This window comes from Kribbella jiaozuonensis (assembly GCF_005233875.1).
GTDB classification, from domain to species: Bacteria; Actinomycetota; Actinomycetes; order Propionibacteriales; family Kribbellaceae; genus Kribbella; species Kribbella jiaozuonensis.
Window position 1 is genome coordinate 60,620 of sequence record NZ_SZPZ01000007.1, and the last position, 24,212, is coordinate 84,831.

General features: G+C 68.1%; 26 protein-coding genes and 1 pseudogene. 8 read left to right on the forward strand and 19 right to left on the reverse strand.

Annotated features, from left to right (window positions below):
- Nucleotides 1-34: 34 nt before the first annotated feature.
- Entirely contained in the window at nucleotides 35-1,666 is a 1,632-nt protein-coding gene (locus FDA38_RS38785; protein WP_137259196.1) for an APC family permease, read from the forward strand.
- A 439-nt stretch (nucleotides 1,667-2,105) separates the two neighbouring features.
- On the opposite strand, the gene FDA38_RS38790 is transcribed toward FDA38_RS38785, so the two are convergent.
- On the reverse strand, nucleotides 2,106-2,597 hold the full coding sequence (locus FDA38_RS38790) for a DUF488 domain-containing protein (RefSeq protein WP_137259197.1): 492 nt from the start codon (nucleotides 2,595-2,597) through the stop codon (nucleotides 2,106-2,108).
- 73 nt (nucleotides 2,598-2,670) lie between these two features.
- Nucleotides 2,671-2,763 (reverse strand): annotated as a pseudogene (locus FDA38_RS38795) (RidA family protein); the annotation flags it as partial.
- 11 nt (nucleotides 2,764-2,774) lie between these two features.
- Here FDA38_RS38795 and FDA38_RS38800 point away from each other — a divergent pair.
- Complete coding sequence (locus FDA38_RS38800; RefSeq protein WP_137259620.1) at nucleotides 2,775-2,981, forward strand: WYL domain-containing protein; 207 nt, start codon at nucleotides 2,775-2,777, stop codon at nucleotides 2,979-2,981.
- A gap of 374 nt (nucleotides 2,982-3,355) precedes the next feature.
- Here the strand turns inward: FDA38_RS38800 and dprA are convergent, their stop codons facing one another.
- The 14 genes from dprA to FDA38_RS38870 all read right to left on the reverse strand — a co-directional run bounded on the left by dprA (nucleotide 3,356) and on the right by FDA38_RS38870 (nucleotide 14,618).
- The gene (gene dprA, locus FDA38_RS38805; RefSeq protein ID WP_137259198.1) at nucleotides 3,356-4,558 is read right to left on the reverse strand and encodes a DNA-processing protein DprA; all 1,203 of its coding nucleotides are present in this window, start codon (nucleotides 4,556-4,558) and stop codon (nucleotides 3,356-3,358) included.
- Nucleotides 4,555-6,132, reverse strand: coding sequence for a YifB family Mg chelatase-like AAA ATPase (locus FDA38_RS38810; protein ID WP_137259199.1), 1,578 nt, complete (start codon nucleotides 6,130-6,132; stop codon nucleotides 4,555-4,557). Before FDA38_RS38810 ends, dprA begins: the two co-directional genes overlap by 4 nt.
- Nucleotides 6,132-6,488, reverse strand: coding sequence for a YraN family protein (locus FDA38_RS38815; protein WP_137259200.1), 357 nt, complete (start codon nucleotides 6,486-6,488; stop codon nucleotides 6,132-6,134). The genes FDA38_RS38810 and FDA38_RS38815 overlap by 1 nt, the downstream gene beginning before the upstream one ends.
- Nucleotides 6,489-6,563: 75 nt before the next feature.
- Nucleotides 6,564-6,887 carry a DUF2469 domain-containing protein gene (locus FDA38_RS38820; RefSeq protein ID WP_012922325.1) on the reverse strand — a complete coding sequence of 108 codons (324 nt, stop codon included), beginning with the start codon at nucleotides 6,885-6,887 and terminating at the stop codon, nucleotides 6,564-6,566.
- Entirely contained in the window at nucleotides 6,884-7,585 is a 702-nt protein-coding gene (locus FDA38_RS38825) for a ribonuclease HII (protein WP_134111609.1), read from the reverse strand. Before FDA38_RS38825 ends, FDA38_RS38820 begins: the two co-directional genes overlap by 4 nt.
- Before the next feature lie 51 nt (nucleotides 7,586-7,636).
- Nucleotides 7,637-8,401, reverse strand: coding sequence for a signal peptidase I (gene lepB / locus FDA38_RS38830; RefSeq protein WP_137259201.1), 765 nt, complete (start codon nucleotides 8,399-8,401; stop codon nucleotides 7,637-7,639).
- On the reverse strand, nucleotides 8,398-9,027 hold the full coding sequence (gene lepB, locus FDA38_RS38835) for a signal peptidase I (protein WP_233715186.1): 630 nt from the start codon (nucleotides 9,025-9,027) through the stop codon (nucleotides 8,398-8,400). Before lepB (FDA38_RS38835) ends, lepB (FDA38_RS38830) begins: the two co-directional genes overlap by 4 nt.
- Before the next feature lie 145 nt (nucleotides 9,028-9,172).
- Complete coding sequence (gene rplS / locus FDA38_RS38840) at nucleotides 9,173-9,532, reverse strand: 50S ribosomal protein L19 (protein WP_130449271.1); 360 nt, start codon at nucleotides 9,530-9,532, stop codon at nucleotides 9,173-9,175.
- 205 nt (nucleotides 9,533-9,737) lie between these two features.
- Complete coding sequence (gene trmD, locus FDA38_RS38845) at nucleotides 9,738-10,934, reverse strand: tRNA (guanosine(37)-N1)-methyltransferase TrmD (RefSeq protein WP_137259203.1); 1,197 nt, start codon at nucleotides 10,932-10,934, stop codon at nucleotides 9,738-9,740.
- A complete protein-coding gene (gene rimM, locus FDA38_RS38850; RefSeq protein ID WP_137259204.1) occupies nucleotides 10,924-11,466 on the reverse strand; it encodes a ribosome maturation factor RimM in 543 nt (180 codons plus the stop codon). The genes trmD and rimM overlap by 11 nt, the downstream gene beginning before the upstream one ends.
- A 94-nt stretch (nucleotides 11,467-11,560) precedes the next feature.
- Nucleotides 11,561-11,812: an RNA-binding protein gene (locus FDA38_RS38855; protein WP_134111728.1), complete on the reverse strand. Its 252-nt coding sequence runs from the start codon at nucleotides 11,810-11,812 to the stop codon at nucleotides 11,561-11,563.
- Between the two features lie 5 nt (nucleotides 11,813-11,817).
- On the reverse strand, nucleotides 11,818-12,342 hold the full coding sequence (gene rpsP, locus FDA38_RS38860; RefSeq protein ID WP_137259205.1) for a 30S ribosomal protein S16: 525 nt from the start codon (nucleotides 12,340-12,342) through the stop codon (nucleotides 11,818-11,820).
- Nucleotides 12,343-12,516: 174 nt separating this feature from the next.
- Nucleotides 12,517-13,869: a 6-phospho-beta-glucosidase gene (locus tag FDA38_RS38865; RefSeq protein ID WP_137259206.1), complete on the reverse strand. Its 1,353-nt coding sequence runs from the start codon at nucleotides 13,867-13,869 to the stop codon at nucleotides 12,517-12,519.
- Entirely contained in the window at nucleotides 13,866-14,618 is a 753-nt protein-coding gene (locus FDA38_RS38870; protein WP_137259207.1) for a DeoR/GlpR family DNA-binding transcription regulator, read from the reverse strand. The genes FDA38_RS38865 and FDA38_RS38870 overlap by 4 nt, the downstream gene beginning before the upstream one ends.
- Nucleotides 14,619-14,744: 126 nt before the next feature.
- Here FDA38_RS38870 and FDA38_RS38875 point away from each other — a divergent pair, with 126 nt between their 5' ends.
- Genes FDA38_RS38875 through FDA38_RS38890 form a run of 4 tightly spaced genes read left to right on the forward strand, consistent with a single transcriptional unit; the run spans nucleotide 14,745 to nucleotide 18,751 of the window.
- Complete coding sequence (locus tag FDA38_RS38875; RefSeq protein ID WP_137259208.1) at nucleotides 14,745-15,695, forward strand: carbohydrate kinase family protein; 951 nt, start codon at nucleotides 14,745-14,747, stop codon at nucleotides 15,693-15,695.
- Between the two features lie 4 nt (nucleotides 15,696-15,699).
- Nucleotides 15,700-16,986, forward strand: coding sequence for an ABC transporter substrate-binding protein (locus tag FDA38_RS38880; protein WP_137259209.1), 1,287 nt, complete (start codon nucleotides 15,700-15,702; stop codon nucleotides 16,984-16,986).
- Nucleotides 16,983-17,927: a carbohydrate ABC transporter permease gene (locus FDA38_RS38885; RefSeq protein ID WP_202878038.1), complete on the forward strand. Its 945-nt coding sequence runs from the start codon at nucleotides 16,983-16,985 to the stop codon at nucleotides 17,925-17,927. The genes FDA38_RS38880 and FDA38_RS38885 overlap by 4 nt, the downstream gene beginning before the upstream one ends.
- Entirely contained in the window at nucleotides 17,927-18,751 is an 825-nt protein-coding gene (locus FDA38_RS38890) for a carbohydrate ABC transporter permease (RefSeq protein WP_202878063.1), read from the forward strand. The genes FDA38_RS38885 and FDA38_RS38890 overlap by 1 nt, the downstream gene beginning before the upstream one ends.
- Here FDA38_RS38890 and FDA38_RS38895 read toward each other — a convergent pair.
- Nucleotides 18,717-20,954 (reverse strand): caspase family protein, encoded by a 2,238-nt coding sequence (locus tag FDA38_RS38895; protein ID WP_137259211.1) that lies wholly within the window; start codon nucleotides 20,952-20,954, stop codon nucleotides 18,717-18,719. The two genes, FDA38_RS38890 and FDA38_RS38895, sit on opposite strands and share 35 nt — an antisense overlap.
- Complete coding sequence (locus FDA38_RS38900) at nucleotides 20,917-21,312, reverse strand: hypothetical protein (RefSeq protein ID WP_137259212.1); 396 nt, start codon at nucleotides 21,310-21,312, stop codon at nucleotides 20,917-20,919. Before FDA38_RS38900 ends, FDA38_RS38895 begins: the two co-directional genes overlap by 38 nt.
- A gap of 118 nt (nucleotides 21,313-21,430) precedes the next feature.
- On the opposite strand from FDA38_RS38900, the gene FDA38_RS38905 reads away from it, so the two are divergent.
- Together FDA38_RS38905 and FDA38_RS38910 are read left to right on the forward strand one after the other, a co-directional pair.
- Nucleotides 21,431-21,625, forward strand: a complete 195-nt coding sequence (locus tag FDA38_RS38905) for a hypothetical protein (RefSeq protein ID WP_130449247.1) — start codon at nucleotides 21,431-21,433, stop codon at nucleotides 21,623-21,625.
- Nucleotides 21,626-21,646: 21 nt separating this feature from the next.
- Nucleotides 21,647-23,002, forward strand: a complete 1,356-nt coding sequence (locus FDA38_RS38910; protein WP_137259213.1) for a flotillin family protein — start codon at nucleotides 21,647-21,649, stop codon at nucleotides 23,000-23,002.
- A 48-nt stretch (nucleotides 23,003-23,050) separates the two neighbouring features.
- On the opposite strand, the gene FDA38_RS38915 is transcribed toward FDA38_RS38910, so the two are convergent.
- Nucleotides 23,051-24,163 carry a S1 family peptidase gene (locus tag FDA38_RS38915; protein WP_137259214.1) on the reverse strand — a complete coding sequence of 371 codons (1,113 nt, stop codon included), beginning with the start codon at nucleotides 24,161-24,163 and terminating at the stop codon, nucleotides 23,051-23,053.
- Between the last annotated feature and the right edge of the window lie 49 nt (nucleotides 24,164-24,212).

The following is a 24,212-nucleotide window of genomic DNA, read 5'->3' on the forward strand; positions in this document are numbered from 1 at the left end:
GATTGCCCTAGTAGCAACGGAGGCACCCCTGACCATGGCCCCCTCAGCGAACGGACAGACCGTAGGCCGGCGCCTGCCGGTCGAGTCGGCGTTCACTCGAGTCGAGGACGCGCGGCACCGTCTGCCGCGCTTGTTCGGTCGTCGCGACCTGGTCGTACTCGGCCTGGGCGTGATGATCGGCTCCGGCATCTTCAGCATCAGCGGCGTCCAGGCGGCCAATGTCGCCGGACCGGCAGTGATCCTGTCGTTCGTCATCGCCGCGATCGTCTGTGTGCTGGCCGCGGCCTGTTACGCCGAGCTGTCCTCGACGATCCCGGTCTCCGGTAGCGCGTACACCTTCAGTTACGTGACTTTCGGCGAGATGTGGGCCTGGCTGGTCGGTTGGGCGCTCGTGCTCGAGCTCGTCACCGCGGCGGCGATCGTCGCCCGCGTCTGGTCGGCGTACTTCCTGGCCACGCTGGACGGATTCGGAGTCACGCTGCCCAGTGGGGTAGCGCAGTTCTTCGGTCCCGAGGCCAAGGTGAACCTCGTTGCCCCGTTGCTCCTGCTGGTCCTAACAGCGCTGATCGTCACCGGTACCAAGCTGTCGTCGCGGGTGCTGACCGTCGTCGTGATCGCGAAGGTCGCGGTGATCCTGCTCGTGGTGATCGTCGGTGCGGCGCACGTCAGCATGTCGAACTACCACCCGTTCGTGCCGCCGGCCCGGGCCGCGCCCGCGACCGCGAGTCCGACCTTGCTGGGCTGGATCCTGGACTCGTCGTTCGGTTCGTTCGGGACGATGGGCATCTTCACGGCAGCGAGCACGATCGTGTTCGCGTACATCGGCTTCGACCTGATCGCGACCGCGTCGGAAGACGCCCGCAGCCCGCGGAAGACTGTCCCGCAAGGGATGCTGCTCGGCGTCGGTGCGGTGACGATCCTCTACATCGCGATGGCGGTCGTCCTGGTCGGCATGCGCCCGTACGGCAAGCTCGGCGGAGCCGCACCGGTCTCCGAGGCATTAGCCGCGGTCGGAGTCGGATGGGCCGCAAAGGTCGTCAACCTAGGCGCTTTGCTCGCGTTGATGACCGTGATCATGGTTGTTCTGATCGCGCAGAGCCGCGTCCTGTTCAACATGGGTCGTGACGGCCTGCTGCCGAAGAGCCTCGGCCGGGTCAGCCGGGTGTACTCCTCCCCCGCCCGCGCCGCCGCCTTCGCAGGTCTCGCGGCGCTCGCACTCACGCTCTACCCGAAGGTCCTCGAACTAGAAGAACTCCTGGTCATCGGCGCCCTGTTCTGCTTCGCTTTCTGTGCCGTCGGCGTACTGACCCTCCGACGCTCCGAACCCAACCTCGAACGCGGCTTCCGGGTCCCGATGGTCCCGCTGATCCCGTTGCTGTCGCTCGCCGCGACGGTATGGCTGATGCTCAACCTCAAGACGAGCACGTGGACCAAGTTCGGCGTGTGGATGGTCATCGGCATCGCGATCTACGCCCTGTACGGCCGCTGGCACAGCCGCCTGGCCAACGAAGACAGCTGGGACTTCGACCTCGGCGACACCGACCCCGGCACCGGCGGCCTACAAGCCATCCGCCCCGACCCCGACCGCGAACTCCGAGCCATCCGCACCCCACCCGACCAGCAACACCCCCCAAAACCCACCCGCGGCAAACACATGCGCAACTAACCCACCCCACCTGCAGCACGCTGTTCCAGCCACTCCGCGGTGCCCCACTCGCTGTACCCGCGCCACCCACGCCACGGCCCTCTACCCGCTCCGCAGTTCCCCACCTGGAGCACTTGCTCGCCGGCGAGCAAGTGCTGAGATGCGCATCCTGAGCACGCGCCGAAGTCCACGCACCACAGGGGACGCGGGAGCTCGATCATGACGCCAGGCTGGTCAGGGATGTCCCGCCCACCGCGCCATTGGCTCCGGGCCCGAGGCGGCGCCGCCTCTCGGGCCTCAGCTACCCACCCAGGGAGCGCGCCCGAGGCCGCGCGGGACCAGCTGGCCGTACGCGATCACCGCGCGCGGGACATCGCCGGCTGGTCGCTTGGCCGATGCGCGATCAACTGGAGGGGCCAGGTGCTTGATCAGGAGACCGCTGTTCGCTCGGCCGGTGCGGTCAACGGGCGGGTGGGCGCAGGTGTTCGGTCGTGATGTTGTGCTGTTCGGTTAGCCGTTCGGTGATCAGGGAGCGGTGGCAGGCTGCGGGCTCGGCCTCGACGCACAAGAGGGCCGCGGTCCCGTTGGTCGGGAGTGCTGACACGATTGACGTTAGGTCGGCGTGGTCGAGGATCTCGGTGGTGTAGCGCCGGACGTACTCGGATGCGAGTTCGCGGCGCGAACGCTTCCCCACCCCTTGCCGATCGTCCTCGGCGTACTGAAGCGTCCGCAGTTCGGTGGTCGGCGCGAGTTCAGGGTGATGTTGGTAAGCGATCCCCGCGTCTGCCAGGGCCTCCTGTAGCCGAAGCGAGTTCGCCCACCTGTACTCAGGCCCCCGCACGCCCCGCCGCTGCCGTACGTCGAGCAGCAACCGGACGTCGGCGTCCCGCAGCCGCTGGAGAAACGACGCCCAGTCGAACCCGTAGACGCCGATCATCACCACCCTCAGCACCGGAGACCACGCACCTCCGGCCGAGGGCACGACGACACGCGCATCAGCCCGTCGCTTGCGCCTAGCAACGAATTCACCCAACTGCCGTCCCCTCGAGTTCGACCATCAGCGTGGGGATCGCGAGTCGTGTCACGCCGAGCATCGTGGTCGGCGGCGCCAGCACGGCGGGAGGATCTCATGCTCACCGTGCTGGCCGTCGCTGCGGAGGAGGTCGACCCAGACGGCTGGCTGCGCCTCGAGGTCACCTTCCAAGACACACGCCATGCCAAGTGGGCCGTCTGGCAACTCGCCGCCAACGCAGAAGTCCTAGCACCCCAGTCCCTACGGACCACTCTCCACACTCGAGCCACCACAATCGCAACCCGCTACGCCCCACCCTCCTAACAGTTGCCGCCGGCACCAACCGAAGCCGCAGCAAGGGCCGGGCGCCACCGCTCCGGACGAGGACGGGTGGGGTTGGGCCAGGCGGCGAGGTGAGTTTGGCAGGTGAGGTGGTCAGATGGGGGCGGTCAGACGGGGGCACGTCGGGGGCACGCGGCTGGTCACGCAGGAGGCACGCCGGGGCAAGGCGGGGGTGGTCAGGCGAGGCTGGGGTCAGGCGAGGGGTGGTCGGGCGGCTGGTCAGGCAGCTGGTCACCGCAGGCAGGTCACCGCAGGCAGGTCACCGCAGGCAGATCACGCGGGCAGGTCACGCGGGTGGTCAGGCGGGGCTGGGGTCAGGCGACGGGTGGTCGGGCGGCTGGTCACGCGGGGCGTGGTCAGGTGGGCGGGGGTGATAGGTGGTAGCCGGTTGGGGTTTGGGTTATGAGGGTTAGGGCTGTCAGGGCTTCTAGGGATTGTTGGGTGGTGGGGAGGTCTAGGCCTGCGGTGACGGCTATGCGGGTGGCGGGGGCTGGGTGGTGGACGGGGACGGCGTCGAGGGTGCGTTGGAGGTCGGGGTCGAGGGTGTCTGCGAGGGATTGAGGGGCTCGTGGGAGTTGGGTGAGGCCGGTGCCGTACGGGGAGATTGCTTCGATGATGTCGGCGACGTTGGTGGCCAGTACGGCGTTGCGTTCGCGGACCAGGAGGTGGCTGCCGGCGGACATGCGGGAGGTGACGGGGCCGGGGACGGCGAGTACGGCGCGGCCGCATTGTTCGGCCCAGCCGGCGGTGTTGAGGGCGCCGCTGCGGATTGCGGCTTCGATGACGACCGTGCCCTGGGTGGCCGCGGCGATCAGGCGGTTGCGGGCGAGGAAGCGGAGCTTGGTCGGCGAACACCCGGGAGGGAGCTCGGCAACCACCAGACCCGCCTCGGCGACACGGCTGAACAGGGCTGAGTTGCGTTTCGGGTAGCTGACGTCGACACCGCAGGCGAGGACGGCGATCGTCGTCCCGGGAACTGCGAGCGCGCCGCGATGAGCAGCCGCGTCGATGCCGAACGCGCCACCCGACACCACAGTCACGCCGGCGTCGGCCAGGCCGGCGGAGAGCTCGGTGGCGACGTGTTCGCCGTACGACGAGCAGGCGCGGGCGCCGACGACCGAGACCGCACGAGTCAGGGATTGGCGGAGGTTGGCCTGTCCGCGGACCCATAGGCCGAACGGGACGCCCGCGCGGCGGGTCAGCTGTCCGGCCTCCTCGAGGATCTCGACCTGGTCCGGCCATTCGTCATCGCCGGGAATCACGAACCTGGCTCCGGCGGTCGCAGCTCGCTCGAGGTCGCGGTGAGGGTTCGCGTCGGCGAGCCGGGTGGACCAGCGCTCCAGGCCGGGCGCGTTCTGCTGGAGGCGGTCCCAGATCTCCGCCGCCGGCAGCCCGTCGAAGACCTTCAGCGCGGCAAGATCTCCCGGCTCGATCACGCGGGACAGACCGGCACGCGCCAGACGCTCCTGGTCGCCGTTGCCGCCAGCAACAACCGGGCCGCCGCCGTCGCCTCCACCGGAGCCGGCTTCCGCACAGGTGAGTGTGGTGTTCGTGATCATGCGGGGAGTCCTTTGAGAGGGCGGAGATCGGCGAGCGGCGTCAGCGACTCGCCGGAACGGAGTTGGAAGGCTTCGTGGGTCTGGTCGGTGGTGGGCGTCGTCAGACCGGCCAGATCGGTGAGGGTCCAGGCCAAGCGGACTACTCGATCGAAACCTCGGGCCGTGAGGCGGCCGGCGGCGTAGTGGTCTTCGAGGAGTTTCTGGCTGGCGTCGTCGATCGGGTGCTCACGGCGCAGAACAGGTCCGGGGACTTCGCTGTTGAGGGTCCAGGCGGTATCGCGGTATCGATGCGCCTGGCGGTCGCGGGCGAGCTGCACCCGGTCGGCAACGGTGGCGGTCGACTCCGCGGGCTCGCCGTCGGTGATGGTGCGCGCCGCCGGGAGGATCTGGCGTTGGATGTCGAGGCGGTCCTTGATCGGGCCGCTGATCCGTTGACGGTAGCGGGCCAGGACCTGCGGCGTGCAGCTACAGATGCCCTGGTTGGTGCCGGACAGGCCGCAGGGGCACGGGTTCGCGGCCAGCACGAGCATGAAGCGGGCCGGGAACTTCGCGACCGCGGCGGCTCGATGGACCTCGACCATCCCGGACTCGAGCGGCTGCCGCAGGGTGTCGAGCGTGAGCGGATGCATCTCGGGCGCCTCGTCGATGAACAGGATGCCGCGATGGGCGCAGCTGATTGCACCGGGCCTCGGCACGCCCGACCCGCCGCCGACGAGGCTGGCCAGGGAGGCCGTGTGGTGCGGCGCGATGAACGGTGGCCGGACGACGAGCTCGGCGTCGTTGGTGAGCAGACCGGCGAGTGAGTGCACGGCCGATACCTCGAGCGAGTCGTCCGTGCTCAGGTCGGGCATCAGCCCAGCCAGGCGTTCGGCGAGCATGGTCTTGCCGGAGCCGGGCGGCCCGTGCAGGAACAGGTGATGGCCACCGGCCGCCGCCGCTTCAATCGCGCGGCGGCCTTCGCGTTGGCCGATGACGTCGTCGAGATCGACAGCTGGGACTCGCGTCAGCGACTCCGACACCAGGCGTGGCTCGGCGCGGGACGGCGCCTCGTCGGGGACCTCGGTGCCGCGGAGTAGGGCGAGGACCTGACGGAGCGAACGTGCGCCGTACACCTCGATACCTGGGACGAGGCGTGCTTCGCCGACGTTGAGGTCTGGTACGACGATCCGGTGGAAGCCGGCTCGGGCCGCCGCCAGGGTCATTGCCAAGGCGCCGCGGACCTCGCGGATGCGACCGTCGAGGCCCAGCTCGCCGATGATCGCCGTCTGACGGAGCGCACCGCGATCGACGACTCCGGCCGCTGTGAGGAGGGACAGGGCGATAGCGACGTCGTAATGCGAGCCGGTCTTGGGCAGCGTGGCAGGTGAGAGCCCGATGGTGACCTTGCGGTCAGGGAATCGCTCACCGCTGTTGACCACAGCCGCGCGGACGCGGTCGCGGGCTTCGGACAGGGATGTGTCGGGGAGACCGATCAGGGTCGTCTTCGGCAGGCCTTGGGCGATGTCGGCCTCGACTTCGACGAGATGGCCTTCCAGGCCGACCAGTGCGACGGACCAGGTCTGTGCGAGCGCCATCAGGCCACACCTCGCAGGTGGTCCACGGTGGGTGGCGTGTTGTGGTCGAACAGGACGCCGACGACGTCGATCCGGATCGCCGCCGGTTTGAGCTGATGGGCCTGCAACCAGCGGCCGGAGAGCTTCCTGAGCGTGGCCAGCTTCCGGTAGGTGATCGACTCCAGCGGGCTCCCGTAGTTGAGCCCGCGCCGGGTCTTCACCTCACAGACGACGAGCGTGTCGCCTTCGCGCGCGACGATGTCGATCTCGCCGAGCTCGCAGCGCCAGTTGCGCTCGAGCACAGCGAAACCGTGCTCGCTGAGATACCTCGCGGCGAGATCCTCGCCGTACCGTCCGACGGTGTTCCTGGTCCGCATCGATGACCACCTCCGGCAGAGAAGATGCCGGGATCAGGCCATCGAAACGGGCCTCCGCTTCAGAATGTGGAAAACTCAGCGACCGAAGTCGGAGTCCTTCGGGACTTCCAGGTCGGACTTCGCGAGCTCTTCGATGTTGACGTCGCGGAAGGTGACGACCTTGGCGTTCTTCACGAACCGGGCCGACCGGTAGACGTCCCACACCCACGCGTCGGCCATCGTCACCTCGAAGTACACGTCGCCGCCCTCGGTCCGCACCTTCAGGTCGACCGCGTTGCAGAGGTAGAACCGCCGCTCGGTCTCCACCACGTACTTGAAGATCCCGACGACGTCCTTGTACTCCCGATAGAGCTGCAGCTCCATATCGGTCTCGTACTTCTCGAGGTCATCGGCACTCATCGATTGCTCTCCACTCCGGTGGGACTGGTCACATTCTGTCCCATATCGGGCCGCAGACTGCGGCGGACATTCTCAAACCGCCGTCGATGTTGCGGGCACGGGCCGTATTCGTCCAGTGCCGCCTGGTGTTCGGGCGTGCAGTACCCCTTGTGGATCGCGAACCCGTACTGCGGGTACACGGTGTCCCAGTGCTGCATCACCCGATCCCGGGTCACTTTGGCGATCACGGAGGCGGCTGCGATACAAGCCGCCACGCGGTCACCCTTCCAGATCGCCAGCCCTGGTACGCCGAGACCATCGACGCCGAACCCGTCGGTCAGCACGTACGACGGGCGCACGTCGAGGCGGAACAGCGCCCGGCGGAGCGCTTCCACGTTCGCGACGTGCATGCCGAGCCGGTCGCACTCGGCGGCCTCGATCGAGACCACCGACCAGGCCAGGGCCCGCTTGCGGATCTCCTCGTAGCAGCGGTCCCGCGCCTTGGCGGTCAGCAACTTGGAGTCGGCGAGCTCGGGGATCTGACCCCGTTTGCCCTCCGGCAGGATCACCGCGGCCGCCACCAGCGGGCCCGCACACGGCCCGCGACCGGCCTCGTCGACCCCGGCGATCGGATCCAGGCCGACGCGGCGCAGGGCACGCTCGTACCCGTACAAGCCGGCGTCTCGCCGTACCGTGCTACCGCGCGGCAACGCGCTCATTCAGCCCTCCGCATCACACAACTCACCCTAGGCGTCAGAGGCGACAGGTTCTCACTTAGGTGGTGGCGTGAGCGATATCGAAGGTTTGTTCGGCGCCGGGCCGGGGGCCGGGACCGCCTTGAACGTGTCGGGTACGCCGAGTTTGCTCCAGCGACCCGCCGGCCAGACGATCGCGATCGCCCGTCCGGTGACCTTGTCGAGCGGCACGAACGCCGCGTCGCCCTGGTTGCCGCCGTTCGCGTCGAGGTCCTGCAGGTGCACACGGGAGTCTCCGGAGGCGGACCGGTGGTCGCCCATCACGAAGATCCGGCCGGCCGGGACGGTGACCTGGAACTCCATCTGGGACGGGGCATCCCCCGGATACAGGTACTTCGTCTCGTCGAGCGGCTGACCGTTCACCAGCAGGCGGCCCTTGGAGTCGCAGCAGGCGACCTTGTCGCCGGGCATCCCGATCAGGCGCTTGATCAGGTGACCGTGGCTGGAATCCGGCAGCAGGCCGACGATCTCGAAGAACCGGCCGATCGAGCCACGTTTCTGGCCGCTCTCCTCCGGGCCGAGCCAGCCGCCCGGGTCCTCGAACACGACCACATCGCCGCGTTTGACGTCGGTGAGCTTCTCCACCACGACCCGGTCACCGACCAGCAGCGTGTTCTCCATCGACTCGCTCGGGATGATGAACATCTGCCCGACGAACGCCCGCAGGATCGACGAGACGATCAGGGCCCCGACCACGATCAGCACGAACTCCCGGGCTGCAGCCCCGAAGCCCGAACGATGGGCGGGTTTGGGGTCCGTCTTGGTCGGTGTATCGGTCACTTCTTCAGCCCCGGCTTCTTGAAGGTTTCCGGAGGACGCAGCATCGTCATCCGGTCAGACGGCCAGATTACGCAACAGGCCCGGCCAACCACGTTCTCGACCGGCACGAATCCGCCACCGGGGCCGCCCATATGGGCACGCGAGTCGGCGGATTCGGCGCGGTTGTCCCCCATCACCCACAGATGGCCGGCCGGCACCAGCACGTTGAAGGGCACCTCGGACGGCTTGGCGTCCTTGAGCAGGTACTCGCGCTCGTCCAGCGCGATCCCGTTGACGGTGATCTGGCCCTGCTTGTTGCAGCAGATCACCCGGTCGCCGCCGATGCCGATCACCCGCTTGACCAGGTGACCCTCGCCGCTGCGGGGCAGGATGCCGACGAACTCACCGATCCGGCGGAAGGTCCCGGGCTGGGTCTGGGCCTCGTTCAGCCAGTTGCCCGGGTCCTTGAACACGATGATGTCGCCGCGGTCGACGTCCCGGTGCAGGTAGCTGATCTTCTCGGCCAGGATCCGGTCGTCCTTGGTCAGCGTGTCGTACATCGACTCCGACGGGACGTAGAACGCCTCCGCGACGAACAGCCGCAGGACCACGGTGATGACGAGCGCGAGCACCGTCACGGTGCTCATCTCGACGAGCAGGCTGAGCAGCGGATTCCGCTGCTTCAGCCTGCGGTGACGTCCCTTGCTGCGACGTGCCCTCGTGGCTACCGGGCGAGGGCGAGCTCGAGTCGCAGTGCTCGGCGCCATAGGAGACGGTCGTCGTTACGCGGCGTCAGGAGGCCGGGATCTCGCGCTTCTCCTTGATCTTCGCCGCCTTGCCGCGCAGCTCGCGCAGGTAGTACAGCTTGGCGCGGCGGACGTCGCCGCGGGTCACGACCTCGATCTTCTCGACGATCGGGGTGTGCAGCGGGAAGGTCCGCTCGACGCCGACGCCGAAGCTGACCTTGCGGACCGTGAAGGTCTCCTGCAGGCCGCCACCCTGGCGCCGGATCACGACACCCTTGAACACCTGGACGCGGGACCGGTTGCCCTCGACGACCTTGACGTGCACGTTGACGGTGTCGCCGGGCCGGAAAGCGGGGATGTCGTCACGCTTGCTCGCGTTGTCGAGCTCATTCAGGATGTTGCTCATCAGGTGTCTCTTCCTCGCGCGTGCCACAGGTCACCCACGAATGTCGGTGGTGATGAAGTCATCAGAAGGCTGCCGGTCGGTGGTCACCCCCTGTGGCAGGAGCACCGAAGGGCAGCAGCAGACAATCTTGCCACACGCCCCACACCGTGACGAAATCCGCCCGTTCCATCAGCGCAGGGTGAGCGTGACCCCGGCGTGACCACCGTCACTTTCGGCGACGGCGTTTGGTCAGGTAGACCAGATCGACCTTCGGCGTCTGGGCCTCCCGGTGGCTCTCCCGGTAGCCCGCCTTCCGGTACAGGGCGAGGTTGCGGTCGCTCTGCGCACCGGTGTTCAGGGCGTACGACGTGACGTCGGCCGGCGCCAACTGCTCGGCAGCTCGGAGCAGGCGGGCGCCGAGCCCACGTCCCTGCCAGTCGGGGGCGACGACGAGCCGCTCGATGTGCCCCAGCGCGCCGTCAACAGTCAGCTGGACGGATCCGACGATGCGGGCACCGGCCACCGCTTTGAGGGCCATAGAGCGCTCCAGGCGGTCCGCTGTGTCGGCGACGTCCGCTGTGAGCGGCGGGAGCGTGTAGTCGTCGTACAGCCTGGCCTCAGAGAGGAAGGAGGCCAGTTGCAGCACGTGGATCTCGCCGGCGTCGGCCACAGTGGCCGGGAGGATGCGTACGGCGTCGGAGTCGTCCTTGCCGGCCAGTACGTCGCCCCACGCCGCCAGCAGGTCCGGTCGGCGTTCCGCAGTACGCCGCACTGACTCCTCGTGGCGCCAGTCGGCGATCAGGCCATGGTTCCCGGACAGCAGCACCTCAGGTACGTCGTGCCCGCGCCAGCTCGTCGGCTTCGTGTAGACCGGGTACTCCAGCAGGCCGTCGCCCGAGTGGGACTCCTCCGCCAGGGACTCCGGGTTGCCGATGACCCCAGGCAGCAGGCGGGCGACTGCCTCGACCATGACGAGTACGGCGACCTCACCACCGTTCAGCACGTAGTCGCCGATCGACACCTCATCCACGCGCATCCGCTCACCCGCGTACGACGCAACGCGCGCGTCGATGCCTTCGTACCGGCCGCAGGCGAAGGCCAGCCACGGCTCGGCGGCCAGCTCGTACGCAAGCGCCTGGGTGAACGGCCGCCCCGCCGGAGTCGGCACGATCAGCCGCGGCTGAGCCGGACCGTCAGCAGGAGCGATCGCGTCGAGCGCGAGACCCCATGGCTCCGGCTTCATCACCATGCCCGCTCCCCCGCCGTACGGGGTGTCGTCGACGGTCCGGTGGCGGTCGTGGGTCCACTCCCGCAGGTCGTGCAGGTGGACGTCCAGGAGGCCGCTCTTGGCCGCCTTACCGACCAGGGAGACATCCAAGGCGGCCAGGTACTCCGGGAAGATCGTGACGACGTCAAGCCTCATCGGTCGGGACCACCTCGGCGCCCTCCGGGTCCAGCAGACCGGGCCGGTCGGCAACGACGACGTACTGCTTCTCCAGGTTGAGCTCCGGGACCAGCTCCTCGACCAGCGGGACGAGTACGGCGTTTCCCGCGGGACGACGGATCTCCAGGAGATCCTGCGACGGGAGGTGGACCACGTCGATCACCTCACCGACGTCGGCGCCGTCAGTGGTGCGGACGGCGAGGCCGATCAGCTCGCGGTCGTAGTACTCGTCGGGGTCCTCGGGGCGCTCGTCCCCGTCGATCTCGGCCTGAACGACCAGGTTGCGCAGCTGCTCGGCAGCGGTCCGGTCCGGCACCTCGGCGAACTTCACCAGCAGCCGCCCGCTGTGCCAGCGGCTCGAGGCCACCGTCAGCGTGCGGGACACCTTGGCCTCCGTCACCAACGTCGCGCCGTCGGCGAACCGGCGGTCCGGCTCGTCGGTCCGCACGTCGATGCCGACCTCGCCCTTGATCCCATGCGCGCGGCCGATCCGCCCGACAGTAACCAGCACCTGCACAAACCCTTCTCGGGAGTTCAACTGAGGGAAGAATAGGACGAAGGGCCGCACCCCAGACCGGGTGCGGCCCTTCGAAGGACTGCTGAGCTCAGCGGCGCGGGCGCCGGTTGAACTCGTCGACGAAGTCGATGCGCAGCGAGGACTCGGAGCTGAGGGCGCCGACGACGGTACGGATCGCGGTGGCGGTCCGGCCGTTGCGGCCGATCACCTTGCCGATGTCGTCGGGGTGGACGTGCACCTCGAGGGTGCGGCCGCGACGCAGGTTCCGGGACCGGACACTGACGTCGTCGGGGTTGTCCACGATGCCTCGGACCAGGTGCTCGAGCGCCTCGGTCTCCATCATCGTCAGGCCTCGGTGGTCTCGGCCGGCGCCTCGTCAGCCTTGGCCGCGGGAGCCTCTTCGGCCTTGGCGGCAGGAGCCTCCTCGGCCTTGGCCTCGGCGGCGGCGTCGTCCTTCTTCTCGGCCGGCTTGTCAGCGGTCTTCTTCGCCGCGGACTTCTTCGCGGTGACCGCCTCGGTCTTCAGCGAGCCGTGGGCCTCGGCCAGCGCCTCGTTGAAGATCTCCTGCTTGTCCCGCTTCGGCTCGGCGACGCGGAGCGGCGCCGGAGCGGCCTCGCCCTTGAACTTCTGCCAGTCGCCGGAGGCCTTGAAGATCGCCTCGACGGCCTCGCTCGGCTGCGCGCCGACGCCCAGCCAGTACTGCGCCCGCTCCGACTCGACCCGGATGAACGAGGGCTCGGTCTTCGGGTTGTAGATGCCGATCTCCTCGATCGCCCGGCCGTCCCGCTTGGTGCGGGCGTCCATGACGACGATGCGGTAGTGCGGGGTGCGCTTCTTGCCGATGCGCTTCAAACGGATCTTGACTGCCACTTTCGGGTGGTCTCCCTCGGAATTACGTCTGGGTGAGCAGCACGGGTCGTCGTGGGGACAACGGGGTGACCGCTCGGATGGGCCGGCCGGGCAGTGGAGTTAGAGGGCTGCACGAACCTGGACGGACTCAGCAGGCCATTGTGCCAGATCCGGCGCGCCGGATACCAATCGGCGTCAGGCGCGGAGATATGCGAGGTCCGGCAGGCTCTCGACGTACGTATCCAGGAGGCTACGCGCTACCGTCACCGAGTCGATGAGCGGGTGATAGGCGAGAGCCTTCAGCGCGGCGGACTTCGAGCCAGTCGTGGCCGCCTCGATCGTGGAGCGCTCGACGGCCTTCACCGAGCAGACCAGACCGGCCTGGTGGTCGGTGAGCTGGGACACAGCCACCGGCAGCGCGCCGTTGGCGTCCACAGTGCACGGGATCTCTACGACGGCGTCGTCGTCCAGATGGTGCAGTACGCCGCGGTTCCGCACGTTCAGGATCAATGAGGCCCGCTCGTTGTGGGCGATCGCCCGCATCAGCGACAGCGCGACCTGCTCGTAGCCGCCTGCCTCCATGTCGCGCTCGTCGCGCTCCCCCGCGTCCGCAACCTCACGACTCTCCACGCCGTACGTCGACTCGCGCTCGGCCCGCGTCTTCTGCCACAGCTCGAGCGCCTGCTCCGGGTGCTTCCCCGTCTCGGCATAGAACGCGGACTGCTGCTCCAGCAGGAACGTGCCCCGCGTCTGCCGCACAGCCTGTACGGCGGCCAGCGTCTCGCGCGCGAAGTAGTAATAGTGCAGGTACTCGTTCGGGATCGAGCCGATCGACCGCAGCCAATCCGGACTGAACAACCGCCCCTCCTCGAAGGAGCTGAGCGCGTCGTCGGACTGCAGTAGGTCGGGCAGCCGATCCACACCGCCGGACCGCAGACCGCGAAGCCAGCCGAGGTGGTTGAGGCCCGCGTAGTCGTAGAACGCGGTCGACGGGTCCACGCCGAGCGCCAGCGCCGCGCGGCGCCCGAGCCCCGACGGTGAGTCGCAGATGCCGATCACCCGGTCACCGAGGACCGGGATCATCGCCTCGGTCACCATGCCGGCCGGGTTGGTGAAGTTGATCGTCCACGCTTCCGGTGCGACCGCTGCGATCCGCTGAGCGATCTTCAAAGCCACAGGGAGGGTCCGCAGGCCGTACGCGATTCCGCCGGCGCCGACCGTCTCCTGGCCGAGTACGTCGAGGCCCAGTGCGACCCGCTCGTCGATGGTGCGGCCTTCGAGACCGCCGACCCGGATGGCCGAGAAGATGAAGTCGGCGCCACGCAGAGCTTCGTCCAGGTCCGTCGTCTCCGTCACGACCGGAGGCGGCAGCGGATGCTCAGTGCTGGCCGCCTGCTGACGCAGAACGGCGCCGATGGCTCCGAGGCGGGTCCGGTCGGTGTCGTAGAGGACCACGTCGGTGATCCGTCCGGCGCCGCGGTCGCCGAGCAGTGCGTGGTACACGAGCGGAACCCGGAAGCCGCCCCCGCCCAGGATCGTCAGCCTCATGCCAGCACCACCTGTACTCCCGCCTCAGTCAGTTGGGTCCGGGTTGCCTCGTCGGCGCCTGGCTCGGTCACCACCATGGAGAGCTCCCCCGGCTCACACACCCGGGCGACCCCATGACCCGGGAACTTCGTCCTGTCCGCCAGCAGCACGACCTGGTCGGCCGCCTTGATCATCGCTCGCTTGACCGGCACCTCGATCATCGTGCTGTCCATCACCCGGCCGTCCGGCCGCACCCCGCTCGTCCCCAGGAACAGCCAGTCGACGTGGATCTGCCGCAGGCTCTCCTCGGTCAAGTATCCGACCAGCGACCGGTAACTGCGCCGTACGAATCCACCGAGCACGATCAGCTCGATCTGCTCGTCGTTCTGCAGTTCTTCGAGTACTGCGAGGTTGCTGGTCACCACGGTCAACGAGCGCCCGTGGAGGTGCTGCGCGACCCGGAGTGCCGTCGTACCGATGTCCAGCAGGACGGACTCGCCGTCGTGGACCAGTTCGGCAGCGCGGCGGGCGATCCGGTCCTTCTCCTCGGCATGTACGGCGTTGACGTCCGCGAAGGGCTCGTCGCCGCCGTCGACCGCGAGCGCACCGCCGTACACCCTGGTCAGCCGGCCCTCGGCGTGCAGCTGCTCCAGATCACGCCGGATGGTCGCCTCGCTGACGCCGAGTTTGGTGGCAAGCACCTTCACGCCCCCGGCCCCATCGGCCCGGAGCGCGCGAACGATCTGATCCTGTCGCTGCTTCGGCAACACATCGCAGACGGTATCACGCAAACTCCGTCATTCTCAGTCAAATCATTGATCAGGTATTGCGGATCTTGCGCAACCGACTTTAGATTCATGCACGAGTTTGATCGACCCTGCAGGAGTGTGCTGACCATGCACGAACTGGACGTACTGGTGTCCGGTCTGGTCTTCCAGGACCTGGTGCTCGGCCTGCCCACTGCCCCGCGCCCGGGTACCGAGGTCTGGGCCACCGAGTCGCACGAGAGCCCCGGCGGCATCGCGAACTTCGCGGTCGCGCTGGCCCGGCTCGGCCTGCGGACCGGGATGGCCGCCGTGTTCGGCGCGGACGACCTCGGCGACCGCGTCTGGCGCCGGCTCGTCGACGACGAGGGCATCGATCTGACTCTGTCCCGCAGACTCGCCGGCTGGCAGACCCCGCTGACCGTTGCCCTTGCCTATGACAACGATCGGGCTCTGGTGACGCGTGGGTCGGACCCCCTGCTGTCGGCCGACGAGCTGATCACCACGCTGCCGACCACCCGAGCCGTCGCCGCCCACATCGGTCCCTGGCGCAACGAGTGGCTGGCGAAGGCGAAGGCGGCCGGCAGCGTGGTGTTCGCCGATGTCGGCTGGGACCCGTCCGAGCAGTGGGACCCGGCAGTGCTCGACCAGCTCGAGCACTGCGACGTGTTCCTGCCGAATGCCGACGAAGCGATGGCCTACACCCGTACGACGTCACCTGGCGACGCACTCGAAGTACTGACGGAGAAGGTCCCGCTGGTCGTGGTGTCGAAGGGCGCTGACGGCGCGGAGGCCCTTGACGCCGTCACCGGCGAGCGCATAGCCGTACCTGCGTATCCGGTCTCGGCGGCGGACACCACCGGGGCGGGTGATGTGTTCGCCGCCGGCTTCATCGCCGCGACGCTCTGGGAGCTCCCGCTGGAGCAACGGCTGCGGTTCGCCGCGCTCACCGCGGCGCTGTCAGTCACCCGGCTCGGCGGTGCGGACGCCGCGCCGCGCTGGGACGACCTCGCGGACTGGCAGGCCGCGCACCCCGAAGACCAACACCTCCACGCGCTGATCAGCGCAAACTCAGGAAGGTAGAACCATGGAGCTCTCACGTCGGACCTTGCTCGGGGGCTTCGCAGCCGTAGCCGGTGGCACGCTCGTCGGCTGCTCGTCCGGGATGGACACCGGGTCGACGGCCAAGAAGAACACCACCACCGAGTTGACCATGTGGTGCTGGCCGGGCGGTCTGGGCAAGTCGGTCCTCGACGACACGATCGCGCACTTCCCGGACCCGAAGATCAAGTACTCCGAGATCGGCGGCGACTTCAAGCAGAAGCTGGTCACCACGTTCAACGGCGGTACCGGCATCCCGGACATCACCGGCATCAAGGGCGAGGACATCGCCTCGCTGCTCCCCCAGGCGTCGCGGTTCGTGGACCTGAAGAGCGTCGGCGCGGACTCGGTCCTCGGCGACTACCTGGAGTGGAAGGTCAACCAGGCCACCACGCTGGACGGCAAGGTGATCGGTCTGCCGATCGACGTGGGCCCGACCGGGCTGTTCTACCGCGAGGACATCTTTGCCGCGGCCGGTCTGCCGAGCGACCCGGCCAAGGTGGCCGACCAGCTGAAGACCTGGGACGACTACTTCGCCGCCGGGGTCCAACTGAAGGCGAAGAACCCGAAGGCGCTGCTGGTCTGGGACGCGACCGACCTGTACGACATGGTCGTCGGCCAGGGCACCGAGCGGTACATCTCCAAGGACAACAAGTTCATCGGCGACCAGGACCACATCCGTAAGGCGTGGGACACCTCGGTCAAGGCGATGACGATGAAGATCGACGGCAAGACGCCGAGCGGCAGCCCGGACTGGAATGCCGGGCTCGACCAGGGCACGATCCCGACCCACATCGGCGCCGCCTGGGTCGCGCTGGACATCAAGTCCGCGGTGAAGACCAGCGCCGGCAAGTGGCGGCTGGCGCCGACGCCGAGCGGACCGGCGAACTTCGGCGGCTCGTTCCTGGCCATCACCAAGAACGCGGCCGACCCGCAGAAGGCGTTCGACGTGATCAAGTACATGCTCAGCGCCGACAACGAGGCCAAGGCGTTCACCGACGCGCAGATCTTCCCGTCCGCGCCGGCGGCGTACGACAAGCCGCAACTGAAGGCGGCGGACAAGTTCTTCGGCGGCCAGGTGCCGATCGACGTGTTCGGTCCGGCCGCGAAGTCGATCCCGGTCGCGTACCAGAGCCCGTACGACGACGCTGTCGCCGCACCGTTCCACGACGAGCTCAAGACCGTGCAGACCGGTTCGAAGACCTCGGACGCCGCCTGGGCCAGCGCGGTCTCCAAGGCGAAGGCGATCGCCAAGCGGCAGGGGGTTCAGTGACCAGTACGGCGACTGTGTCGGCTGCCGCGACGGAGCCGCTGGCCGGAAAGGGTCAGCGGCCCCGGCGGGGTATCTGGTCGTACTGGCGGTTCTACGTCGCGCTGTCGCCGTTCTACGTGTTGTTCGCGGTGTTCGGGCTGTACCCGATGGTGTCGACCATCGTGCTGGCGTTCCAGCGCTGGGACGGGCTGAGTGCGCGCAAGTTCACCGGGCTCGACAACTTCGCGTTCCTGATCCAGGACCCGACGTTCTGGACCGCGCTGGAGAACACCGTTGTGCTGTTCTTCATGTCGACGGTCCCGACGCTGGTCCTCGCGCTGCTGCTCGCGGTGATGCTGCAGTCGGCGGTCCGGTTCACCAACGTCTATCGGATCGCGTACTTCATCCCGAACGTCACCTCGCTGGTCGCGATGGCGATCTTCTTCAGCTCGATCTTCAGTACGAACTTCGGTCTGGTGAACGCCGCGCTGCGCTCGCTCGGCATCCCGCAGCAGGACTGGCTCGGTCAGCCGTGGGGGATCAAGATCGCGATCTCGACGATGATCGTGTGGCAGTGGGTCGGGTACAACACGCTGATCTACCTGGCCGGTCTGCAGGCGATCCCGAAGGACCAGTACGAGGCGGCCAAGGTGGACGGGGCCGGCGCCGTACGGACGTTCTTCTCGATCACGCTGCCGCAGCTGCGTCCCGTCGTACTGTTCACCGTCATCATGTCGACGATCGGCGGCCTGCAGACGTTCACCGAGCCGCAGGTGATGGTCGGCAACAGCGGCGGCACCGGGCAGAGCGGGATGACCGTGGTGCTGTTCTTCTACCGGGCCGCGTTCCTCGACAACGACTACGGGTACGCCGCCGCGATCGCGCTCAGCATCTTCGTCCTCGTGTTGTTGTTCACGGCAATCAACTGGCGGATCTTCCGGGGCCGGGGTGAGGACAGATGATGCGTTACCGGCTGCGCGGGATCGCACTGCACGCCGCGCTCGTGCTGGCGTTGCTGGTGTTCATGTTCCCGTTCGTGTGGACGATCATCATGGCGTCGAACACGACCGCGGACATCTACCGGTTCCCGCCGAAGTTCACGTTCGGCGGGCATTTCGGCGACAACGTCCGGCACGTGCTGGACAACGTCGCGTTCTTCCAGTCGATGGCGAACACCGCGACGGTGGCGATCTCGACCACGTTGCTGGTGCTGTTCTTCGATTCGCTGGCGGCGTTCACGTTCGCGAAGTTCCGGTTCCCGGGGCGGAACGCGTTGTTCGTCGTACTGCTCGCGACGATGCTGTTGCCGGCGCAGCTGGCCGCCGTACCGCAGTTCCAGACGATGGCGTTGCTCGGCTGGGTCGGGTCGTTGAAGGCACTGATCATTCCCGGCGCGGCGAACGCGTTCGGCATCTTCTGGATGCGGCAGTACTTCCAGAACTCGATCCACGACGAGTTGATCGAGGCCGCGACGCTGGACGGCTGCGGGTTCTTCGGCACGTACTGGCATGTCGCGCTGCCGTCGGCCCGGCCGGCGCTCGCGTTCCTCGGCATCTTCACGTTCGTCGGTTCGTGGAACGACTACATGTGGCCACTGATCGTGCTGACCAATCCGGACCACGTGACGCTCCAGGTCGCCCTGTCGACACTGAACCGGTCCCACGGCGTGGACTACAGCATGGTGATGACCGGTGCGTTGATGGCGATGGTGCCACTGGTCATCATCTTCGGGATCTTCGCCCGCCAGTTCATCAAGGGTGCGACGGAAGGGGCCGTCCGCGGCTGAGGAGCACACCGATGACGATCAGTAGGTTGCCGAACAGACCGGTGAGGAAGTCGGCCGGCGAGTGCCCCTGGGTCAGGGCGGGTATCCCGCCGATGGCGCTGATCACCGAGTAGGTCACCACGGCCGCGGTCAGCCAGGTCTTCGTCCTGGCCTCGACCGCGGCCAGGGCCGGCCAGGCGAGCGCGAGCGCCACGATCGGGTCGAGGAGCGCCAGCGGGGTGATCTTGAAGAACGAGATGCCGTCGCTGTGCGGGACGACCGCGCTCACCACCAGCAAGATGCCTCCGGCAACAACCAGGGCGGCGGCCGGGGGCCAGACCGGCCAGAGTCGGCGGACCTCCGGCTTCAGGACGATCGCCAGTACGACGGACATCACGATCGCGATCAGGGCCGAGAGTACCCAGGCGGCGGTCTCGTCGGCCGAGATACCGCCGCCGACGATCAGTGCGGCTCCTTCGATCGCGGAGACCGCGCAGCCGACCACGACACCAAGGGCGATCGGGCCGGCCCAGCGTGCGACCAGGGCGGCGAACAGAGCGATGAAGGCACCCCAGATGGCGGGGTCGTACCAGGTTCGGTAGAGGTACCAGCCTTGGTTGGAGTCGTACCAGAGCTTGCGGGAGTAGGCCGCGCCGGGCCAGTTCAGGTAGACGAGGACTGCGCTGCCGGCGATCAGTACGGCAATCAGCCACCAAGGCGGGAGAGCTGATTCGCCGGGCAGGGATGCGGCCACAGGTTGAGGAGTCGGCCGCTCGGCTCGGGCCGCTGCAGGTTCGGGCCGTGCGGCTTGAGGCCGTGCAGGCTGCGGCCATGCCGGTTGGGGCGATGCGGCTTGGGTTGGTTTGGCTCGGGGTGGTTCTGGGACGGGGGTCGGTGTGGGGTCGGGTTCGGGTTCTGGTGGTGGGGTCGGGGGCTCGGACTCGGTGTCGGGGATGGTCAGGCGCACGGGTACGACGCGTTCGCCGACCGGGCCGGCCAGGATGACCGAGCTGTCGTGGACACCCGGAGCGGACTGCTCCGCGCGAACCCGGATCACCTCGCCTTCCTGTTCGAGCTTCAGCCACGGATCGCCGGGCGATGCGGCCGCCGTCAGAGCGACCGGCGGGCCGGAGAGGCGGAGGTCGGCGGACATGGCCCCAGTGAGTTCCACGGACTCCGGCGTGACCCGGAGTTCCGCCGTCGACAGTGCCTCGGACGCGGCTTCGGAGACCTTGCGGCTGTCGTCGTCGGTCATCTGGTGCAGCGCCTGCCAGGCGGCGTACGCCTGCCCGAGGTCCGCGTCGTACAGGCGTTCGCGCAGGTAGTCGACCACGCCGAACCTTGCCGCCGGCAACGGACTCTCCATCGCCTGGGTCAGCTCCGGGGCGAGCGAGGCCGGCGTGATCCGGCGTACCCGGCTGCGGGCGATCAGCAGCTCGCCCTGTGAGCCGAAGGTCCACATCTGCGGGTTCTGATTCGGCGTGACCCGATGGATCCGATCGGTGACGAACCCGACCAGCTCGGTCAGTCCGACCCAACCGTCGCCGTCCCGGTCCGCCTCGCCGGTCGTGAGTCCGTCGACCACGGCGCCTGTGAAGACCGACGGCGCCGGCTTCGACGCGTCCGATGCCAGCTGGCCGCCCTCGAAGGCGTATTCCATCGCGCTCGACGCGGTGATCACCACCCGCCCGCGACCGCCACCGACCTCAGCCTGCTTGGCGAAAGCGTCCTGCACCTGTGCCTCACCGGCCGCCCGTACGACCATGCCGCGCGGGAACGCACCGCCGTAGCAACAGTCCAGGAACAACGCGATCCGCTGCGCCCGGCTGTCGGCCATCTGCCGGTTGACGAAGTCCGCGGCCACCGCGGTCGACGCGAGCCGGGCGGGCTTGGTGTCCGCGACCGCGAGGAACAGTTCGCCGGCCGAGTTCTTCAGTCCGTGGCAGGAGAAATGCAGCAACAGCAGGTCTTCCGGATTGCGATCGGCGAAGAAGTCCTCGACCGCGAACCGGATGTCCTGCGCCGGCGCGTTCTGCAGTACCTGGACCTCGAACCCACCGACCGCCGGATCCGCGAGTACGCCGGCCAGCGCCGTCGCGTCCTGCGCCGGTGCGACCAGTCGCTTCAGACCGGGATCGTCGTACTGATCGTTCGCCACCACGAGCGCGATACGCGAGCCGTCCATGTCACCCGTCCGCCCCGGCGTGCCGTCGTACGAAGGCATCGACCAACTGCTGCTGCATGTCGTCGCTCGCACGGGTCAGCTCGATCACGTCGCCGTCGATGGTGAGCTTGACCGTCCGCCCGTCACCGACTCGACCGAGCCACTCGCGCACGACGGCAACGACCGAACCGAGCACCTGCAGACCGGGCGCCAGCGAAACGCTCAGCACACCTGCCACCGCGGCCAGAGCACCACGGGTACCGTCCGGCGCCTCACCGTCGCGCAGCGGTTCGACCGCGCGTACGTCGAGCACCAGCAACTCCTGCCGCAGCAGCAGCGCCAGCTCCTCGAGCCGCGCGTCGTCCGCCCCGTCCTCGGTGACCCCCACCAAGACCCCGCTCACAATCCTGTCCCCCATCGCCCCTCCCAACCCCCAGGCCGACGTTTACACAATGCCGTCGTCCTGCTTCGACGACAAGGCGTGACAACGTAGGCTTCGGGAACTGGATCGTGCGCTGCTACGTCGGAGGGGCAACATGGTAGGCAAACGGGGGCGGGTGATCGGGCGGATCGCACCCGGGATCGTCGGCGAGGTGATGCTGCCGGTCCGCGGTGCCACCGAGGCCTTCTACGCTTACCCCGCGACCGACGAGGTGCTCGAGGTGGGAACGCAGGTCGTCGTCGTCGACTACGACCCACCTCGCACCGTCTACGTCGCTCGCGCCATCTAATTACGTTCCCTTGGAGGGGAAATGCTCTGGACGTACGTGGCCGTCGCCGCTGTCGCGGTGGTGGTCCTGCTCATCGTGTTCCGGATGGTCTGGCGGGTGGCGGAGCCGAACGAGGCGCTGATCATCTCCGGCCTCGGCGCGCACTCCAGCACCGAGCAGGTCAACGAGACCCTCGGCTTCAAGATCGTGGTCGGCCGCGGCACCGCAGTACTGCCGGGCTTCCAGACGGTACGGCGGTTGCCGCTGGACATCCGCGCGACGCCGTTGACCGTGACGTGCGTGTCCAGCCAGGGCATCCCGCTGCACATCAAGGGCGTCACGGCGTACAAGGTCGGTGACGACTACGGCTCGATCGCGAACGCGGCCCGCCGGTTCCTGGAGCAGAGCGACGAGCAGGTGATGAGCACGATCCACGAGCTGTTCGCCGGTCACCTGCGCGCGATCGTCGGTTCGACCACGGTCGAGGAGATGCTGCACGACCGGGAGACGCTGACCACGAACATCCGCGGCTCGCTGGCCGGCGACATGGAGAAGCTCGGCCTGGTGGTCGACTCGCTGCAGATCCAGGAGATCGACGACGAGTCCGGCTACATCCGGAACCTGGGCCGCCCACAGGCCGCCGCGGTCGAGGCCGCGGCCCGGATCGCGCAGGCCGAGCGGGACCGGGAGGCGACCGAGCGCGAGCAGGTTGCCGCCGCCGCGAAGGCAGCCGCGATCCGCGAGAGCGAGATCGCGAAGGCCGGGTATCAGGCCGAGGTCGACCAGGCCACGTCGAAGTCGTTCCAGGCCGGACCGCTCGCGGCCGCGCTGGCCAAGCAGGAGGTCGTCGTCGCCGAGACGGAGACCGCGAAGCTGAACGCCTCGCTGGCCGAGAAGCAGCTGGAGTCGTCGGTGCTGAAGCCGGCCGACGCCGAGGCGTACAAGCAGCGCACGCTGGCGCAGGCTGCCCGGGACGCGCAGATCGCGGCCGCCGAGGCGAACGCCCGGGAGGTCCAGCTGCGTGGTGAGGCCCAGGCGAAGGCGACCGAGCTGAACGGTAAGGCCGAGGCGTCCGCCGTCGAGGCGAAGGCGATGGCCGAGGCAGCCGGTATCAAGGCGCGCGCCGAGGCGCTGGCCACGAACACCGACGCAGTCGTCGCGCAGCAGCTCGCCGAGGCCTACCCGGAGATCGTCCGGGCCGCGTCGTCCTCGTTCGACAAGGTCGGCAACATGGTCGTGCTGAACGGCGCGCAGGGCATCGAAGACACCCTGGTCAAGACGATCACGATGGGCGGCTCCGGCTTCGCGCTGGCCAAGCAGCTGATCGAGTCGCTCTCCACCAAGAAAGACCAGGACGAGAAGCCGGCGCTCGAGTCGGTGCCGGACAACCCGGCCTGATCGCAGACCTGTGGATCCCCTTGCATGCAAGGGGATCCACAGTCGTTTCTACGCGGTCTGCAGTGTCAGGCCGTACGCCTGCAGGATCTCGTTGACCGGCTGGAACCACGTCTCGCCGCCGCTGGTGCAGTCACCCCAGCCGCCCGACGTCACGCCTTGCGCCTGGTCACCGGTGATGAACGACCCACCAGAATCGCCACCCTCGGCACAGACGTTGGTCTTGGTCGCGCCGTAGAACAGTGCGCCGTTGCCGTAGTTCACGGTCTCGTTCTTGGCCAGGATCGTGCCGCAGTGCCAGTGCGACGTCGAACCACTCCGGCAGACCGACGAACCGATCGGCGCTTCCCACGACCCGCGGACGAGCTGGTCACTGACCTGTCCCCAGCCGAGGACCACTGGGACGGTCCACCAGCCATAGCCGGTCGCCACCCACGCATAGTCGTTGTCCGGGAACGACCAGCCCTGGAACGAGCCCTGGTCCGACCCGTCCCAACCGCGGACGATGCCGCTGCGACCACAGTGGCCCGCGGTGACATACCCGCCGTACACGGAGAAGCCGATCGAGCAGCGGATGTTGCTGACGTAGTACGGGTCGCCGCCGACCGTGCCGGCGGCGTACGTGCGTGGTGCTTGCGCTGCCACCTCCTTGACCGTTACGGCTCCGGCCTTCGCGACCTTGGCCACGAACGCGTCGACGGCCGGGGATCGCTTACCTGCTTGGACGTTGATGACCACGCTGCCGGTCTTCGGGTCGGCAGACCAGCCGCTGACCGCGTTCGGCACGGCCTTCCCGGCCAGCTTGTCGACGGCGGCCTTCCGGTGGTCGAGCGTCTTGGCGGTCACGGGTACGGCGGTCACCGCGGCACCCGTTGCTCGCACCGCGGCCGCGCGGTCCGGACGTACTACGCCGACAACGAGCTTCTGTGTGGTTGCGTCGTACCAGGCACCGCCGTAGGCAGCTCCGGCGGCCTTCTGGGCTGCGGGCAACAGCTTCGCGGCTGACGTCTCGGCCTGCAGCCGTTGCTGCATTTGCTGGTCGCTCAGCCCGAAGTCACGTTGCATCGCGGCTGCCTGCCCGGGCACTGCGAGCGGTTGGGCCATCGCTTGTGCAGGCACGGTCAGTAGACCCGCCGTGATCACGGCGGCCAATAGGACCTTCATCTGAACTCTCCTCACCTAGGGGCGGTTCGGTGGATGAGAGCGCTCTCGC

Excerpts from the sequence above, each read along its gene's own strand:
- FDA38_RS38865 (WP_137259206.1), bottom strand. The coding sequence starts at position 13,869 with ATGAGGCTGACGATCCTGGGCGGGGGCGGCTTCCGGGTTCCGCTCGTG.
- dprA (WP_137259198.1), bottom strand. The coding sequence starts at position 4,558 with ATGATCACGAACACCACACTCACCTGTGCGGAAGCCGGCTCCGGTGGA.
- trmD (WP_137259203.1), bottom strand. The coding sequence starts at position 10,934 with ATGAGGCTTGACGTCGTCACGATCTTCCCGGAGTACCTGGCCGCCTTG.
- lepB (WP_233715186.1), bottom strand. The coding sequence starts at position 9,027 with ATGAGCACCGTGACGGTGCTCGCGCTCGTCATCACCGTGGTCCTGCGG.
- FDA38_RS38900 (WP_137259212.1), bottom strand. The coding sequence starts at position 21,312 with ATGGGGGACAGGATTGTGAGCGGGGTCTTGGTGGGGGTCACCGAGGAC.
- FDA38_RS38910 (WP_137259213.1), top strand. The coding sequence starts at position 21,647 with ATGCTCTGGACGTACGTGGCCGTCGCCGCTGTCGCGGTGGTGGTCCTG.
- FDA38_RS38820 (WP_012922325.1), bottom strand. The coding sequence starts at position 6,887 with ATGAGTGCCGATGACCTCGAGAAGTACGAGACCGATATGGAGCTGCAG.
- FDA38_RS38875 (WP_137259208.1), top strand. The coding sequence starts at position 14,745 with ATGCACGAACTGGACGTACTGGTGTCCGGTCTGGTCTTCCAGGACCTG.
- FDA38_RS38810 (WP_137259199.1), bottom strand. The coding sequence starts at position 6,132 with ATGGCGCTCGCACAGACCTGGTCCGTCGCACTGGTCGGCCTGGAAGGC.
- FDA38_RS38880 (WP_137259209.1), top strand. The coding sequence starts at position 15,700 with ATGGAGCTCTCACGTCGGACCTTGCTCGGGGGCTTCGCAGCCGTAGCC.
- FDA38_RS38825 (WP_134111609.1), bottom strand. The coding sequence starts at position 7,585 with ATGAGCGCGTTGCCGCGCGGTAGCACGGTACGGCGAGACGCCGGCTTG.
- FDA38_RS38890 (WP_202878063.1), top strand. The coding sequence starts at position 17,927 with ATGCGTTACCGGCTGCGCGGGATCGCACTGCACGCCGCGCTCGTGCTG.
- FDA38_RS38815 (WP_137259200.1), bottom strand. The coding sequence starts at position 6,488 with ATGCGGACCAGGAACACCGTCGGACGGTACGGCGAGGATCTCGCCGCG.
- rplS (WP_130449271.1), bottom strand. The coding sequence starts at position 9,532 with ATGAGCAACATCCTGAATGAGCTCGACAACGCGAGCAAGCGTGACGAC.
- FDA38_RS38905 (WP_130449247.1), top strand. The coding sequence starts at position 21,431 with ATGGTAGGCAAACGGGGGCGGGTGATCGGGCGGATCGCACCCGGGATC.
- FDA38_RS38855 (WP_134111728.1), bottom strand. The coding sequence starts at position 11,812 with ATGGAGACCGAGGCGCTCGAGCACCTGGTCCGAGGCATCGTGGACAAC.
- FDA38_RS38915 (WP_137259214.1), bottom strand. The coding sequence starts at position 24,163 with ATGAAGGTCCTATTGGCCGCCGTGATCACGGCGGGTCTACTGACCGTG.
- FDA38_RS38895 (WP_137259211.1), bottom strand. The coding sequence starts at position 20,954 with ATGCCTTCGTACGACGGCACGCCGGGGCGGACGGGTGACATGGACGGC.
- FDA38_RS38800 (WP_137259620.1), top strand. The coding sequence starts at position 2,775 with ATGCTCACCGTGCTGGCCGTCGCTGCGGAGGAGGTCGACCCAGACGGC.
- FDA38_RS38785 (WP_137259196.1), top strand. The coding sequence starts at position 35 with ATGGCCCCCTCAGCGAACGGACAGACCGTAGGCCGGCGCCTGCCGGTC.